This window comes from Bradyrhizobium canariense (assembly GCF_900105125.1).
Taxonomy (GTDB): Bacteria; Pseudomonadota; Alphaproteobacteria; order Rhizobiales; family Xanthobacteraceae; genus Bradyrhizobium; species Bradyrhizobium canariense_A.
The window spans coordinates 3,924,236-3,939,536 of record NZ_LT629750.1 but is presented as its reverse complement, the minus strand read 5'-3'; the positions used below and the strand labels follow the sequence as shown (position 1 = coordinate 3,939,536).

The window sequence follows — 15,301 nt, the reverse complement described above, 5'->3', positions numbered from 1 at the left end:
AATCAGAAGTTCGGCGGACTCTAAATCGACTCGATGATAGCGGACTCTCCAGATTTTGGGGAGGATTGGCGATGGGTCGACGCTTTGCTCCGCTGGAGTTGGATGAGGTGGAACGCGCTGAGTTGACGTCGCTGGCCTCACGCCGAAGCACGGCGCAGGCCTTGGCGCTACGAGCCCGGATCGTCTTGGCCTGTGCCGACGGCGAGCAGAGTAAGGTTGTGGCGGCCCGCCTGGGTGTTGATCCCGACACGGTTGGCAAGTGGCGGCGGCGCTTCGCCGAGCATCGGCTTGAAGGTCTTTGGGACGAGCCGCGATCGGGGACGCCGCGCACCATCGAGGATACCCGGATCGAGGCGGTGATCGTCCGCACTCTTGAGACCAAGCCCGCCGACGCCACCCATTGGAGTTCGCGCGGCATGGCTCGGGCCTGTGGGCTGTCAGTCTCCACGGTACAGCGGATATGGCGCGCCTTCGGCCTGCAACCGCACCGGCTGGAGACTTTCAAACTCTCAACCGACCCTGATTTCGTCGCCAAGGTTCGCGATGTCGTCGGCCTCTACGTGGCCCCGCCCGAGCGCGCCATCGTGCTGTGCGTCGATGAGAAGTCGCAGATCCAGGCCCTGGATCGTAGCCAGCCCATGCTGCCCATGCGACCCGGCCAGCCGGCGCGCCATAGTCACGACTACAAGCGCCATGGCACCACATCCCTGTTTGCCGCCCTCGACATCGCAACCGGCCGGATCATCGGCAAGTGCTATGGACGCCATCGCGCCAAGGAGTTCCGCAAGTTTCTCGATGAGATCGAAGCCGCTGTTCCAGACGATCTGGACGTTCATCTCGTCATGGACAATTACGCAACCCACAAAACGCCGCTGATCCGCAACTGGTTGGCCAAGAGGCCGCGCTGGCACGTTCACCTGACGCCGACCAGTTCATCCTGGCTCAATCAGCTCGAACGCTTCTTCGCACTCATCACCGAGCGCAAGATCAGGCGCGGCATCTATCGCAGCGTGGCGGCGCTACGTGCCGAGATCACGTCATTCATCGAACATCACAATGCCGACCCGAGGCCGTTCCGATGGACCAAATCAGCCGACGACATTCTCAGCTCGATCGAACGCTTCTGCGCTTACAATTCGCCGGCTAAGGTCTAAAATGCCACGAACTTTTGGTTCAGGACACTAGCGCCCCGATCGGCTCCAGGTCTCGCTGCCGCAAAGCGCACCGACGCAGCCTTCGACGCGCAGCGTGTCCGGGCCCGTCAGCGAAATATTGCTGACATAGCTGTTGCCGTCATCGGCATTGTAGATCTGGCCCGACCACCTGCTTGGGCCGGACGGCTGCATGCTGCCGAACAGCGGAAGTCCGATCATCGGGCGACTTGCCAGTGCAGGATTGGGGTTCTTGTTGTCGACCGCAGGCCTGCCGGTCGCCGGATCGATCGGCTGGCGGAGCCAAACGATCACGCCGCAAAGGCTACCACCGCATTTGCTGACGCGCACCTTGGCGTCGCCCGCCTGTGTCAGCCAGATTCCACTTGCCTCGCCGCCGGCTTGAGCACGCGCCTGAGGTGCGCCAAGCAGCACCATCAAGATCGCAACGAAGCCCAGGAGTCTGGAAGGCATCAATCTGGAGGGCATCAATCGAGAAGATACAAATTGCACAGTCATGAATTTTACAGCCACGAATTCCCCCGACCCAACCGGCCTCCATTAGCAACAAATCATATTTGTGCAATGCCATATCCACGATTTGCGAATGGCAGCCAACACTTCCCGCGCCTTCACAAGACCGCCAATCACCAGGGCAGGCCGCAGAGGTCGAGGACGCCTTGCCGCGGGGCGCGCTTGAGATCGTAGACGTAGGGCGCCATGGCCTCGAACCGAACCCGGCCTTGGGTTTGATCGGCTTGGGGTTGCTCGACATAGACCTCGCCGTCGAACGGCTTCCAGCCCCGTCCCATATAGAACGGCGCGTTGTGCGGTTCGCAAAACAGCAGCGCGAACGGCGTCGAGCCTTCGTCCTTGAGGGTTTGAACCGCCGCATTGAGGGCGATGCTGGCGTATCCATGCCGCCTGGCATCCTCACGGGTCAGGACGCCGCCAATGCCGGCGGCCCGGATCTTGTGTCCGTTCCATGTGATGTCGCGGCGATAGAGGCCAACATGGCACAGAACCTCCTCGGCTTCATTCTGGACCAGCACCCGCAATTCGGCGTGGGCAAAGGCGATGTCGGCCCAGGGCAGCTTTTTGACCACATGCGGCGGCCAGACCGCGTCGAATAGCGGTTTTGCCAGCGGCCAGGACGCGTCTCCGTTCAAAACCTCGATTTCGATGCTCATTTTTCTCTCACGGCCGCCTGCCTTGATCGGTCCAAATTGCGGTGTTTAACAACGATGGAACCTTCTATAAGGGTTTCCGTTAAGCCACGTCTCCCATCATTGCGGACATCACCCCATGACCTTCACGCTTCCCAATCTGCCTTACGCCCATGACGCTCTGGCGCCCCACATGTCAAAGGAAACGCTGGAATACCACCACGACAAGCACCACCAAGCCTATGTGACCAATGGCAATAATGCGATCAAGGGGACCGAATTCGAGGGCAAGCCCCTCGAGGAGATTGTGAAAGGCTCTTTCGGCAAGAATCCCGCGGTCTTCAACAATGCCGGTCAGCATTATAACCATCTGCATTTCTGGAACTGGATGAAGCCTAATGGCGGCGGCAACAAGCTGCCCGGCCGCCTCGAGAAGAAGATCACCGAGGACCTTGGCGGACTTGAGAAGTTCAAGACCGATTTCGCCGCCGCCGGTGTCGGCCAGTTCGGCTCCGGCTGGTGCTGGTTGTCGGTCAAGAACGGCAAGCTCGAGATTTCCAAGACGGCGAACGGCGAGAGCCCGCTGGTTCACGGCGCCACCCCGATCCTCGGCTGCGACGTCTGGGAACACTCCTATTACATCGATTATCGCAATCGCCGTCCCGACTATCTCAAGGCGTTTGTCGATCATCTCGTGAACTGGGAATATGTCGACCAGCTGTTCTCGAAAGCCTGATAGCAGCGGGATTCGGACAGAGAAATTTGAGGGCGGCAGCATCACGCTGCCGCCTTTCGTTTGAGCGGCGTTGCGTCGTCCTTGCGGCGATTGCGGGCTTGCGGCAAAGGTTTTGCAGGGCAACGGACGGTCTCATCCGGCCGCGTGGGGAAAATAATGAACTTTATTCTGGTCTTTATCGGCGGCGGTCTCGGCTCGACGCTGCGTTACATCGTCAACATCGTTTGCCCGCGCTTCCTTGGAGCGGCCTTTCCGTACCATACCTTCATCATCAACATTACCGGCTCGACCGTCATGGGTCTGATCGCGGGCTATCTCGCCTTCAAGGGAGATGCCGCGCAATCTTGGCGGCTGTTCCTGATGACCGGGATTCTCGGCGGCTATACGACGTTCTCGGCGTTCTCGCTGGATACTGCGGTGCTCTATGAGCGCGGCGAGGTCGGGCTTGCCTTGTTCTACGTGCTGGGCTCGGTGGTGTTTTCGATCGCCGGCCTGTTCGCGGGATTGGCGCTGGTGCGCCATCTGGCGTGAGCGCGAGCGCAATGAGGTCGCCGGTTCCTCCGGTAGACATCTGTTATGTTATAATATAACATGCCTGGATGGACCATTCCCATAGTCACGGACATGACTACGGCCACACGCATGCTCACAGTCACGGGCCGGCGTCGCCGCATCCGGCACAAGCCGCATCCTGGTCGATCCTGCGCATGACGGTGGTCACCCGGCTAGGTGCGGCGCTCGTCGTCAGCGCTTGCCTGTGGGCCGTCGTTTGGCTGGCGATGAGGTGAGCATGGCGACGCAGCTGCAATTTCGCGACGTCACCCTGGGCTACGATCGCCATCCGGCGGTACATCACCTTAGCGGCGAGGTTGCCTCCGGCGCCCTGGTCGCGCTCGTCGGTCCCAACGGCGCCGGCAAGTCGACGTTGTTTCGCGGCATCGTCGGCATTCTCAAGCCACTCTCGGGCTCGATCCTCACCGGCGGTCTCGATGTCAGGGATATCGCCTATCTGCCACAGACGGCCGATATCGATCGCAGCTTTCCGATCTCGGTGTTCGATTTCGTCAGCACCGGGCTTTGGCGCTTGACCGGCTTTTTCGGCGGCATCGGCGGGCCTGCGCGCGACAAGATCGCGCAAGCGCTCGCATCCGTTGGCCTCAACGGTTTTGAGAACCGCACCATCGGAACGCTGTCCGGCGGGCAGATGCAGCGGCTGCTGTTTGCGCGGGTGCTGCTGCAGGACGCGCGCATGATCGTGCTGGACGAACCGTTCAATGCCATCGACGCCAAGACCTCCGCCGATCTGCTCGCGCTGGTGCGGCACTGGCACGGCGAGAAGCGCACCGTGATCGCGGCGCTGCATGACATGGATGTCGTGCGTGCCAATTTCCCGGAAACCTTGCTGCTGGCGCGCGGCAAGGTCGCCTGGGGCGCGACCACCGAGGTATTGACCGCGGAAAACCTGCTGCAAGCACGGCGGATGTGCGAGGCGTTCGACGATAGCGCCGCGCCCTGCGCGGTGGACGACATGCCGTCGCGGGCCGCCTGACCATGCTGCTTTATGACGTGCTGATCGCGCCCTTCACCGAATTCGAATTCATGCGCCGCGCGCTCGCGGCTGTCATCGCGCTGGCGCTGGGTGGAGCGCCGGTCGGCGTGTTTCTGATGCTGCGGCGAATGAGCCTGGTCGGCGACGCCATGGCGCATGCGATCCTGCCGGGAGCCGCGATCGGCTTCCTGCTGTCGGGGCTTAATCTGTTTGCGATGACGACCGGCGGCCTGATTGCCGGCTTCACGGTCGCCATTCTCGCGGGCGTGGTCGCGCGCACGACCGAACTGAAGGAAGACGCCTCGCTGGCCGCGTTCTATCTGATATCGCTGGCGGCAGGCGTCACCATCGTCTCGATGAGGGGCACCAATATCGATCTGCTGCACGTGCTGTTCGGCAACATTCTGGCGATGGACAACCAGACGCTGCTGGTCATTGCGTTCAACGCAACGATCACGTTGCTTGTGCTGGCGGTGATCTATCGTCCGCTGGTGATCGAGAGCGTCGATCCGGTTTTCCTGCGCACCGTGAGCCGCGCAGGCGCGCCGGCGCATCTGGCGTTCCTGGCGCTTGTCGTGGTCAATTTGGTCAACGGCTTTCAGGCGCTCGGCACCTTGCTGGCGGTCGGGCTGATGATTCTGCCCGCGAGCATCGCGCGGTTCTGGTCGCGCGATATCAGCGGCATGATCTGCATCGCGGTCGCAAGCGCGATCATCTCGGGCTACGCCGGATTGGTTCTGTCATTTCAAACCCGGGTGCCGTCGGGTCCTGCAATCATCCTGGTGGCGGCGGTGTTGTATATCGGCTCGGTGGTGTTCGGCAGCGTCAGCGGCCTGGTCCGGCAGATGTTTCCCGGCCGTCATCTCGAAGCGTGAGCCATCAACCCCATGCGGCGTTTTCCATTCTGGCTCTTTTGTCTGGTGCTCGCGGCCGCTGCTGTGCCCGCGCATGCGCAGCCGCGTTTGAATGTCGTTGCGAGCTTTTCAATCCTCGGCGACTTCGTGCGAAATGTCGGCGGCGACCGCGTCGACGTGACGACCCTGGTCGGTCCTGATGGCGACGTGCACGTCTATACGCCGGCGCCGGCGGATGCGAAGCAGGTCGCGGATGCGCAGCTGGTCGTGATCAATGGCCTCGGCCTGGAGGGCTGGTTGCCGCGGCTGGTGCAGTCCTCGGGCAGCCGCGCTGCGATCGTGACTGCGACCGACGGCATCGCGCCACACAAGATCGGCTCCGAGGCCGACCCGCATGCCTGGCAATCGGTCGTCAATGCCAGGATCTATGTCAGCAACATCAGCAACGCGCTGGTCGCTGCCGACCCCGCTGACGCCTCGATTTTCCGGGCCAACACGGCGCGCTATGATGAGCAACTCGATGAGCTCGACCGCGAGGTGCGGGCGGCGGTCGAGCAAATCCCGCCGGCCCGCCGCAAGGTGATCTCGACCCATGATGCCTTTGGCTATTTTGCCGCCGCCTATGGCATCGAATTCATCGCCCCACTCGGCGTTTCCACCGAATCCGAGCCGAGCGCGCGCGATATCGCCGCGATCGTAAGCCAGATCAGGGCCGGCAAAATCCCGGCCGTTTTCTTCGAAAATATCAGCGATCCGCGGCTGATGCGCCAGATCGCGGCCGAGACCGGCGCCAGGATCGGCGGGACGCTCTATTCCGACAGTCTGAGCGGCGAAAAGGGCGATGCCCCCACTTACATTGACATGGTCAGGCACAATATAAAGGCCCTGACCAGCGCGCTGGCGAATTAGGGCAGGGGCCTCCCTGCTGCCGGGGCGCCCTCGAGAAATTCCTGTTTTTCGGAGCTGTTATGCCAGAGTCTTCGTCTTCTAAAATTCCTGTGACCGTGCTGACGGGCTATCTCGGCGCCGGCAAGACCACGCTGCTCAACCGTATCCTGTCGGAAAACCACGGCAAGAAATACGCCGTCATCGTCAACGAATTCGGCGAGATCGGCATCGACAACGACCTGATCATCGGTGCGGACGAAGAAGTCTTCGAGATGAACAATGGCTGCGTCTGCTGCACCGTGCGCGGCGATCTCGTGCGCATCCTGGACGGGCTGATGAAGCGCAAGGGCAAATTCGACGCCATCATCGTCGAGACCACCGGTCTCGCCGATCCGGCACCGGTCGCGCAAACCTTCTTCGTCGACGAGGACGTGCAGAAGAACGCGCGGCTCGATGCCGTCGTGACGGTCGCCGACGCCAAATGGCTGAGCGACCGGCTCAAGGACGCACCTGAAGCCAAGAACCAGATCGCTTTCGCCGACGTCATCGTGCTCAACAAGACCGATCTGGTTTCAAAGCCTGAGCTCGCGGAAGTCGAGGCGCGGATTCGCGCCATCAATCCCTATGCCAAGCTGCACCGCACCGAGCGTTGCCAGGTGGCGCTGTCGGACGTGCTGGAGCGCGGCGCGTTCGATCTCGACCGCATCCTCGAGATCGAGCCCGAGTTCCTCGAAGCCGGCGACGATCACGACCATGATCATCACGGTCATGACCATCATCACCATGACCACGGCCACAATCATGGTGGCCTGAAGCATTACCATGATGAGGACATGCAATCACTCTCGCTGCGATCGGACAAGCCGCTCGATGCGACGAAATTCATGCCCTGGCTGCAAAACCTTGTCGCCAGTGAAGGCCAGAAGATTTTGCGCTCGAAGGGAATTCTTGCCTTCAGCGACGACGACGACCGCTATGTGTTCCAGGGCGTGCATATGATGCTGGAGGGCGATCACCAGCGGCGCTGGAAGGACGGAGAGCCACGCGAAAGCCGTCTCGTCTTCATCGGCCGCGAATTGCCGGAGCAGACGATCCGCGACGGCTTCGAGCAGTGCATCACCACGTGATGACGCAGTTCGATCCGGGCGACAATTCAGCCTCCATCATTTCCGTCACGGACCGTGTGCGGCCGCTCTCGATCGGCATGCCGGTTGTCGCCGTGCACTTCCTCGGCGATCAGGCCGCTTTTGTCGGCGCCGAGGAAAACGTCGCTTTGGTGAACAAGGAAGGCGAGATCTCGCAAGTCGCCGTTCACAGCGGCGGCATTCTCTGCGTGGCCTCCGACGGCGCGCGGCTGGTCATGGGCGGCGACGACGGCAAGCTCGTTGCGCTCGACAAAAAGGGTGAGATCACGCTGCTCGCGACCGATCCGAAGCGGCGCTGGATCGATAATGTCGCGCTTCATCCCGACGGCGCGGTGGCGTGGTCGGCCGGCAAGACGGCGTTCGTCCGCAGCGGCAAGGCCGAGGACAAGTCGTTCGAGGTGCCGTCGACGGTCGGCGGGCTCGCCTTCGCGCCAAAGGGCCTGCGGCTTGCGATCGCGCATTACAACGGCGTGACGCTGTGGTTTCCGAACATGGCCGCCAATGCGGAGGTTCTGGAGTGGGCCGGTTCGCATCTCGGCGTCGTGTTCAGTCCGGACAACAAGTTCCTGGTCACCGCGATGCATGAACCGGCGTTGCACGGCTGGCGGCTGGCGGATCACCGGCATATGCGCATGACCGGCTATCCCGGGCGTGTTCGGTCGATGTCCTGGAGCGCGGGCGGCAAGGCGCTGGCAACGTCAGGCGCCGATACCGTGATCATGTGGCCGTTCGCCAGCAAGGACGGCCCGATGGGCAAGGAGCCGGCGATGCTCGCCCCGCTGCAGGCACGCGTCGCCGTGGTCGCCTGCCATCCCAGGCAGGATATCCTCGCCGCGGGCTACAGCGACGGCACCATCCTGATGGTGCGGCTGAACGACGGTGCGGAGATCCTGGTACGCAAGAACGGCACGGCGGCGGTATCGGCGCTGGGCTGGAATGCCAAGGGCACGTTGCTGGCGTTTGCCGCGGAGGATGGCGACGCAGGTCTACTGGAGTTGTGATAGAGAGCGCATACGGCCTCGCTGGGGAGCGGTATGCGATTTCTGACAACGTTTCAGCTCTATGATTTCTTCGACACGCTGGTCAGCCTGGCCACGGCGTTCGTGTTCGGCACCCTGATCGGCGCCGAGCGGCAATACCGGCAGCGGACCGCAGGTCTTCGCACCAATGTACTGGTCGCCGTTGGCGCTGCGGCCTTCGTCGACCTCGCGATGCATCTGGATGGCGCTGATGGCGCGGTGCGCGTGATCGCCTATGTCGTTTCCGGAATTGGCTTCCTCGGCGCTGGTGTCATCATGAAGCAGGGCATGGATGTCCGTGGCCTCAACACGGCCGCAACGCTCTGGGCGTCCGCGGCGGTCGGATCTTGTGCCGGTGCCGACATGGTGGCCCAGGCCGCGGCGCTGACCGTGTTCGTGCTTGCCGGCAATACGCTGTTGCGACCGCTGGTGAATGCGATCAATCGCATCCCGCTGGATGAGCAGTCCTCGGAAGCGACCTATCAGTTCAAGCTCACCGTGACGCCGGAGGCCCTGCCCGATATGCGCGACCGTCTGGTGGAACGGCTGGAAAGCGCCAAATACCCGGTGGCCGACGTGGATGTCGTCGAACACGGCGACGACCTGCTGGAGATCGTCGCGACGCTGGTCAGCACCGCGATCGATCCGGCGGAGCTCGAAATGGTGGTGGCCGATCTTGAGCGACAGCCCGGCGTGCGCCATGCCACCTGGGAAGTGAGCACCAAGGATTAATTGAGGCCGGTCCAAACCGGATCGCCCGGTGGAACCATGCTTCGCCACGACAGTTGAAATGTGGGCAGCTGGTGGTGCGACATGACCTCGGACGACAGGAAGCGCATGTACAGGAAGGATCTGTTTATCGCAGCCGTGATGGTCGCCGCAGGATTTGCCATATCCGGCGTCTCGCTCGCCGAGCTTATCGTCAGCCATCCGCGGCATGTAGCGCAGGCGACGCAACCGTTGCAGGGCTCTCCGGCTCCTGCGAATGAGAGCAAGGCGCCCGCGGAAGCAAAGCCTGGTGGCGAGCGCCCGACCACGCCGGCGCCCGAGCCAGCGCGCCCCGACGCACAAGCGCAAAAGGAAGGCGCAACGCCGGCGCTGCCGCCGGCTCCGGCCGAAAAGACCGCGCCGCCGATCAAGGAAAAATAGTTTTTTCGAAGACGCGATGCCGCGCTTTTCAGAATTTGACGGCGCGATGACATTAGCTGCGACTTGGGCCGCGACTTGCCCCTCGCTGCCGATTTTACAGTCTCGATTGTTGCCATTACCTGCCGCATAATGCCTCAAGGCGCGGAACGGCGCAGATCACACAGATGAGGCCGGTGATGAAGATCGATGACGTCAGGCGAACCGCGTATTCGATGCCGCTGAACAATCCGGCGTTTCCGCCGGGACCCTATCGTTTCTTCAACCGGGAATATTTCGTCATCACCTATCGCACCGATCCGGCCGCGCTGGCAGCCGTGGTGCCGGAGCCGCTGGAAGTCACCGATTCCGTGGTCAAATATGAATTCATCCGCATGCCTGATTCAACGGGCTTCGGCGATTACACCGAAACCGGGCAGGTGATTCCGGTACGCCTGAACGGCGTAGACGGCGCCTATACCCACGCGATGTATCTGGATGACGATGCGCCGATCGCGGGGGGCCGCGAACTGTGGGGATTTCCCAAAAAGCGGGCTTCGCCGAAAATCGAAGTCGAGAGCGACGTGCTGGTGGGATCGCTGCATTACGGCTCGGTGCTCTGCGCCAGCGGCACCATGGGTTACAAGCATCGTCCGGTCGATCATGACACCGTGCTGACGGGCATGAAGGCGCCGAATTTTATCCTGAAGATCATTCCGCATGTCGACGGCAGCCCGCGGATCTGCGAGCTGGTGCGTTTTTATCTCGAGGAGATCACGCTGAAGGAAGCCTGGACCGGGCCCGCCGCGCTCGGCCTGTTTCCCCATGCGCTCTGTGACGTCGCACGGTTGCCGGTGCGCGAGGTGGTATCGGCATTGCACTTCAAGGCCGACCTGACATTGGGCCTCGGAACCGTCGCGTTCGATTATCTGGCGAAGTGAACGTCGTCGTTCCGGGGCGATGTGCAGCATCGCACCCGGAAATGACGGTGACGCCTCACCGCACCAAGATATTGCGGAACTGCCAGGGATCGTTGATGTCGATGTCTTCCGGGAATAGCCCCGGCAGATCGTTGAGCGGTGTCCAGTCGGTGTAATAGCCCTTCACCGGCCCGAGATAGGGGCTCTGGATTTCGAGGCAGCGGCGGAAGTCCATCTCGTCGGCCTCGACGATTCCGGCTTCGGGATTTTCCAGCGCCCACACCATGCCAGCCAAAACCGCCGACGACACCTGAAGGCCGGTGGCGTTCTGGTAGGGCGCAAGACGCCGCGTTTCCTCGATCGACAATTGCGATCCGTACCAATAGGCGTTCTTGCCGTGGCCATAGAGCAGCACGCCGAGCTCGTCGATCCCGTCAACGATCTCGTTTTCGCCGAGAATGTGCCATTTCGGCTGCATCTTGCCGGTCGCGCCAAAGATCTCGTGCAGCGACAGCACCGCGTCGTTGGCGGGATGATAGGCGTAGTGGCAGGTCGGCCGGTACACCACGTTCTGTCCGTCGCGCACCGTGAAATAGTCCGCGATCGAGATCGATTCATTGTGGGTGACGAGAAAGCCGTATTGCGCGCCCGGTGTCGGGCACCACGAGCGCACGCGGGTGTTGGCGCCGGGCTGCAGCAGATAGATCGCTGCCTGGCACCCGGTTTCGTGCTTGCGGCCATTCTCGGGCATCCACTTTTCGTGCGTGCCCCAGCCGAGTTCGGCGGGCTGCATGCCCTCGGAAACGAAACCTTCGACCGACCAGGTGTTGACGAAGACGTTCATCGGCTTCGGATTCTTCGCGCGCTGGGTGTCGCGCTCGGCGATATGGATCCCCTTGATGCCGAGCTTGTGCGCAAGCTGGCCCCAGCCTTCCCGGCTCTTCGGCTCGTTGAACGGCGTGTTGGTGTCGCGGGCGATGTCGAGCAGCGCCTGCTTGACGAACCACGATACCATGCCGGGATTGGCGCCGCAGGTGGACACCGCCGTCGGTCCGCCCGGGCTCTTGTGCTTGGCCGCGAGCAGCGTTTCGCGCAGCGCGTAATTGGAGCGCTTTTCGGGGCCCATATCCTTGTCGAAATAGAAGCCAAGCCATGGCTCCACGACGGTGTCGATATAGAGCGAGCCGATCTCGCGGCACAGCGTCATGATATCGACCGATGATGTATCCACCGACAGATTGACGCAAAAGCCCTGGCCGCCGCCGGCGGTCAAAAGCGGCACCAGCAGCTCGCGATAATTGTCGCGGGTGACCGCCTGCTTGATGAAGCGCACGCCGTGCTTTTTGGCCAGTTCGCCGTCGTCATGCGGGTCGATGATGACGAAACGCGACTTGTCGTAATCGAAATGCCGTTCGATCAGCGGCAAGGTGCCTTTGCCGATCGAGCCGAAGCCGATCATGACGATGGGGCCGGAAATTTTCGCGTGGATCTGCGCGGGCGGGCTCATGAATGGTCTCCAGGAAACAGGCAGGCTGCGGCGTTATAGCGTTTTCGAGCGAAGTGGATACCGGTTCGCGGGAAGAAAACGCGTCAAAACAAGAGACTAGGAATCAGGCGGTACGTCGCTTGGCGGTCACTTCAATCTCGATCTTCATCTCGGACTTGAGCAATTGTGCCACGACCAGGAGGGTTGCCGCGGGGCGGATCTCGCCGAGATTTTCGCCGCAGATCGCAAACACGGCGTCCGCATCCTTGGCGTCCGTCACGTAATAGGTCGCGCGGACGATATCAGCCAGCGCGAAACCGCCTTCTTTCAGCGCGGCTTCGATGGTCTTGAAGCAGTTTCGTGTCTGGCTCGTGACATCGGCGGGCATCGTCATGGTCGCGTAATCGTAGCCGGTGGTGCCTGAAACGAAGGCAAAATCGCCGTCGATGACGGCGCGGCTGTAGCCGGCGGTCTTTTCAAAGGGCGAGCCGGTGGAAATCAGACGGCGTGACATTTAGGACCTCACTCTGGGCGTCGTTCGAGGAGGCATGATCCCGAAGCGGAAACGATTTTCGGAAAAGATCATGCCCGGACAAAAAAGATAAAGCGACGGGCCTGATTCAGCGGAGCTGGCTCAGACCGTGGGCGGCGCAGCTTTTGGCTATCGCACGGCGAGCGAGATGTCACGCCGGGCGCGGTCGCGCAGCCGGTTCCGCCGGCGCGCAAAGATGTCCCTGACGATCATAACCGTAATCATGATCAACAGGATGGTTGTGATGGTGCTGCGGACGCGCAAATCCGCAGCAGGCGGCGTTGTGAATGGGCTCGCTGACATGGTTCTGGCAATCAGGCCGCGCTCGATACGAGCCGCACGGTTTTCCTGGCGCGCGGAGCCTTGTTTGCCTTGGTTTCCAGCTCCACGGCACCGGTCGGCACGATCATTCCCCAGGCATCGTCGAGCGCGTTGTCGCGGAGTTCGAGACCGAGCAGGCGGTCGCGCTCGAACGGGCCGGGCAGGGAAAGCTCGCCGGTCTTGAGTGGCGAGAAGCCGAAGCGGCTGTAATAGGGCGCGTCGCCCAGCAGGATCACCGCGCCATGGCCGCGTTGCCGGGCGACTTCAAGCGCATGATCCATCAATGCGGCGCCGACGCCGAGCTTGCGGCAGCTGCTGTCGACCGCAAGCGGCCCCAGCATCAGCGCCGGCTTGCCCCCAGCGCCGACGTGCCACAACCGCACGGTTCCGACCAGCCGACCCCACGCTACGGCCGACAGGGCAAGGCCTTCGGCGGGCGCGCGTCCATCGCGCAGGCGCTGGCAGGTGCGGGCATGGCGATTGGCGCCAAAGCAGGCATCGAGCAGCGCCTCACGCGCGACGACGTCCGATGCTCGTTCCGCACGGATCGCGAACGGAGCGGCATCAGGGGTGAGGGCAACGGGGTTCTTCCGCAAAGCAGTCATGGCACGTCAGTCCTCGCTTCCAACGGCGGTGAGGCCGCGGAGAAGCGTTGTCAGCAAAGTCCGAATATCGGGGATGGGAGCCGGAGAACCGGCTCCCGATGATTCAAGGCCTTCAGCGAGGCCGGGTCAGATGTGGTAGGTCCGCAGCGGCGGGATGCCGTTGAAGGCCACCGACGAGTAGGTCGACGTATAGGCGCCGGTGCCTTCGATCAGCAGCTTGTCGCCGATCTCGAGCGTAACCGGGAGCGGATACGGCATCTTCTCGTACAGCACGTCGGCGGAATCGCAGGTCGGGCCTGCGAGCACGCACGGCGTCATCTCCGCGCCGTCATGCGGCGTGCGGATGGCGTAACGGATCGACTCGTCCATCGTCTCGGCGAGACCGCCGAACTTGCCGATGTCGAGATAGACCCAGCGCACCTCGTCCTCGTCGCTCTTCTTGGAGATCAGAACGACTTCGGTCTCGATGATCCCTGCATTTCCGACCATGCCGCGGCCCGGCTCGATGATGGTCTCCGGGATCTGGTTGCCGAAATGCTTGCGCAGCGCGCGGAAGATCGACCGGCCGTACTGCACCACCGGGGGAACGTCCCGGAGGTACTTGGTCGGAAATCCGCCGCCCATGTTGACCATGGACAGGTTGATGCCGCGCTCCGCGCAGTCACGGAACACCGTCGAGGCCATCGCCAGAGCGCGATCCCACGCCTTCACCTTGCGCTGCTGCGAGCCGACATGGAACGAAATGCCATAGGGCTCCAGGCCAAGACGCTTGGCGAGGTCGAGCACGTCGACAGCCATTTCCGGATCGCAACCGAACTTGCGCGACAGCGGCCACTCGGCGCCTGCGCAATCATAGAGGATGCGGCAGAACACCTTGGCGCCGGGCGCGGCACGGGCGATCTTTTCGACTTCGGCGGCGCAATCGACCGAGAACAGGCGAATGCCGAGCGCGAAGGCGCGCGCGATATCACGCTCCTTCTTGATCGTATTGCCATAGGAGATGCGATCCGGCGTTGCGCCAGCGGCCAGCGCCATTTCGATCTCGGCAACCGTTGCGGTGTCGAAGCACGAGCCCATCGAGGCCAGCAGCGACAGCACTTCCGGCGCCGGGTTTGCCTTTACCGCGTAGAACACGCGGCTGTCCGGCAGCGCCTTCGAGAAGGTCTGATAGTTGTCGCGCACGACTTCGAGGTCGACGACGAGGCACGGCTCGGTGTCGAGGCCCTCGCTGCGGCGGTTACGCAGGAATTCCTGAATACGTTCGGTCATAGCACTCTCCCAAACGGCCCCAGCGACGGAGCTCGTTCAAATGATTCCCGGACGTGAGTTTGTTGGCGTAGCCGCACGATGGAGACGCGACGAAGCCTCGAACTCAGACCGAATTGTGCTGCCGTGGATTGGTTGGGAATGCTCCCGCCCGCACACCTGGCAATGAAGGACAAGCCTTTTCAGTAGCCCGCGCCGGCGGTGGAATGCCGGTAGAGACCAAAAAAGCCCGATCCGTCGTTGCTTTAAGTCGCGTCCCCCGTTGAGAGCGGGGTGCGCCGGTTCGCCTCCGGCTGCCAGTCACGGTTGCAAGGAGCAAAGAGACCTTCAACGGCACCTCTGGAGAGAGATGCTGGCCTCTCAAGTTTGAAGCGACTTGAGCGACCCTCGGTTCTTCGTCCCTTGGCGGCTGTCCGGCCTCTTGTCCGGATACCTACCGACTGACACACGACCACAGGCACGTGCGAAATTGGGCAAGAACGCAAATAGGGTTTTTGAGTCCGCTTCGCAAGATTTTTTTTGTGCTGCAGACAACTTT

At 62.1% G+C, this 15,301-nt stretch carries 19 protein-coding genes; 12 read left to right on the top strand and 7 right to left on the bottom strand.

Features of this window, described 5'->3' with window-relative positions; all coding sequences use genetic code 11:
- The first annotated feature begins 71 nt into the window (after positions 1 to 71).
- Positions 72 to 1,154 carry an IS630 family transposase gene (locus BLV09_RS18900; RefSeq protein WP_100381355.1) on the top strand — a complete coding sequence of 361 codons (1,083 nt, stop codon included), beginning with the start codon at positions 72 to 74 and terminating at the stop codon, positions 1,152 to 1,154.
- 27 nt (positions 1,155 to 1,181) lie between these two features.
- On the opposite strand, the gene BLV09_RS18895 is transcribed toward BLV09_RS18900, so the two are convergent.
- Together BLV09_RS18895 and BLV09_RS18890 are read right to left on the bottom strand one after the other, a co-directional pair.
- On the bottom strand, positions 1,182 to 1,625 hold the full coding sequence (locus tag BLV09_RS18895) for a DUF2147 domain-containing protein (protein WP_100383941.1): 444 nt from the start codon (positions 1,623 to 1,625) through the stop codon (positions 1,182 to 1,184).
- Positions 1,626 to 1,798: 173 nt separating this feature from the next.
- Positions 1,799 to 2,341 carry a GNAT family N-acetyltransferase gene (locus BLV09_RS18890; protein WP_100383940.1) on the bottom strand — a complete coding sequence of 181 codons (543 nt, stop codon included), beginning with the start codon at positions 2,339 to 2,341 and terminating at the stop codon, positions 1,799 to 1,801.
- Positions 2,342 to 2,456: 115 nt separating this feature from the next.
- Between BLV09_RS18890 and BLV09_RS18885 the strand changes: the two genes are divergently transcribed.
- The 11 genes from BLV09_RS18885 to BLV09_RS18835 all read left to right on the top strand — a co-directional run bounded on the left by BLV09_RS18885 (position 2,457) and on the right by BLV09_RS18835 (position 10,574).
- On the top strand, positions 2,457 to 3,053 hold the full coding sequence (locus BLV09_RS18885; protein WP_100383939.1) for a superoxide dismutase: 597 nt from the start codon (positions 2,457 to 2,459) through the stop codon (positions 3,051 to 3,053).
- A gap of 156 nt (positions 3,054 to 3,209) precedes the next feature.
- Positions 3,210 to 3,584 (top strand): fluoride efflux transporter CrcB, encoded by a 375-nt coding sequence (crcB, locus tag BLV09_RS18880; RefSeq protein WP_100383938.1) that lies wholly within the window; start codon positions 3,210 to 3,212, stop codon positions 3,582 to 3,584.
- Positions 3,585 to 3,652: 68 nt separating this feature from the next.
- Positions 3,653 to 3,841 carry a hypothetical protein gene (locus BLV09_RS38165; RefSeq protein ID WP_146688425.1) on the top strand — a complete coding sequence of 63 codons (189 nt, stop codon included), beginning with the start codon at positions 3,653 to 3,655 and terminating at the stop codon, positions 3,839 to 3,841.
- Positions 3,842 to 3,843: 2 nt separating this feature from the next.
- Positions 3,844 to 4,602 carry a metal ABC transporter ATP-binding protein gene (locus tag BLV09_RS18870; protein ID WP_146688424.1) on the top strand — a complete coding sequence of 253 codons (759 nt, stop codon included), beginning with the start codon at positions 3,844 to 3,846 and terminating at the stop codon, positions 4,600 to 4,602.
- A gap of 5 nt (positions 4,603 to 4,607) precedes the next feature.
- A complete protein-coding gene (locus tag BLV09_RS18865; RefSeq protein WP_146691191.1) occupies positions 4,608 to 5,477 on the top strand; it encodes a metal ABC transporter permease in 870 nt (289 codons plus the stop codon).
- 12 nt (positions 5,478 to 5,489) lie between these two features.
- Positions 5,490 to 6,365: a metal ABC transporter substrate-binding protein gene (locus BLV09_RS18860; protein WP_146688423.1), complete on the top strand. Its 876-nt coding sequence runs from the start codon at positions 5,490 to 5,492 to the stop codon at positions 6,363 to 6,365.
- Between the two features lie 59 nt (positions 6,366 to 6,424).
- Positions 6,425 to 7,471, top strand: a complete 1,047-nt coding sequence (locus tag BLV09_RS18855) for a CobW family GTP-binding protein (RefSeq protein ID WP_100383934.1) — start codon at positions 6,425 to 6,427, stop codon at positions 7,469 to 7,471.
- Positions 7,471 to 8,490: a WD40 repeat domain-containing protein gene (locus BLV09_RS18850; protein WP_167558792.1), complete on the top strand. Its 1,020-nt coding sequence runs from the start codon at positions 7,471 to 7,473 to the stop codon at positions 8,488 to 8,490. The genes BLV09_RS18855 and BLV09_RS18850 overlap by 1 nt, the downstream gene beginning before the upstream one ends.
- Before the next feature lie 33 nt (positions 8,491 to 8,523).
- On the top strand, positions 8,524 to 9,240 hold the full coding sequence (locus BLV09_RS18845; RefSeq protein ID WP_100383933.1) for an MgtC/SapB family protein: 717 nt from the start codon (positions 8,524 to 8,526) through the stop codon (positions 9,238 to 9,240).
- 81 nt (positions 9,241 to 9,321) lie between these two features.
- The gene (locus BLV09_RS37350; RefSeq protein WP_167558791.1) at positions 9,322 to 9,657 is read left to right on the top strand and encodes a hypothetical protein; all 336 of its coding nucleotides are present in this window, start codon (positions 9,322 to 9,324) and stop codon (positions 9,655 to 9,657) included.
- Between the two features lie 176 nt (positions 9,658 to 9,833).
- Positions 9,834 to 10,574 carry an acetoacetate decarboxylase gene (locus BLV09_RS18835; RefSeq protein ID WP_167558790.1) on the top strand — a complete coding sequence of 247 codons (741 nt, stop codon included), beginning with the start codon at positions 9,834 to 9,836 and terminating at the stop codon, positions 10,572 to 10,574.
- Between the two features lie 55 nt (positions 10,575 to 10,629).
- Here BLV09_RS18835 and BLV09_RS18830 read toward each other — a convergent pair whose 3' ends face one another.
- The 5 genes from BLV09_RS18830 to BLV09_RS18815 all read right to left on the bottom strand — a co-directional run bounded on the left by BLV09_RS18830 (position 10,630) and on the right by BLV09_RS18815 (position 14,766).
- Entirely contained in the window at positions 10,630 to 12,060 is a 1,431-nt protein-coding gene (locus tag BLV09_RS18830) for a homospermidine synthase (RefSeq protein WP_100383930.1), read from the bottom strand.
- A 103-nt stretch (positions 12,061 to 12,163) separates the two neighbouring features.
- A complete protein-coding gene (locus BLV09_RS18825; protein WP_146688420.1) occupies positions 12,164 to 12,553 on the bottom strand; it encodes a RidA family protein in 390 nt (129 codons plus the stop codon).
- A 147-nt stretch (positions 12,554 to 12,700) separates the two neighbouring features.
- Complete coding sequence (locus BLV09_RS37345) at positions 12,701 to 12,874, bottom strand: hypothetical protein (protein WP_167558789.1); 174 nt, start codon at positions 12,872 to 12,874, stop codon at positions 12,701 to 12,703.
- A gap of 11 nt (positions 12,875 to 12,885) precedes the next feature.
- Complete coding sequence (locus BLV09_RS18820; RefSeq protein ID WP_146688419.1) at positions 12,886 to 13,497, bottom strand: GNAT family N-acetyltransferase; 612 nt, start codon at positions 13,495 to 13,497, stop codon at positions 12,886 to 12,888.
- A 126-nt stretch (positions 13,498 to 13,623) separates the two neighbouring features.
- Entirely contained in the window at positions 13,624 to 14,766 is a 1,143-nt protein-coding gene (locus BLV09_RS18815; protein WP_100383927.1) for a type III PLP-dependent enzyme, read from the bottom strand.
- Positions 14,767 to 15,301 lie beyond the last annotated feature (535 nt).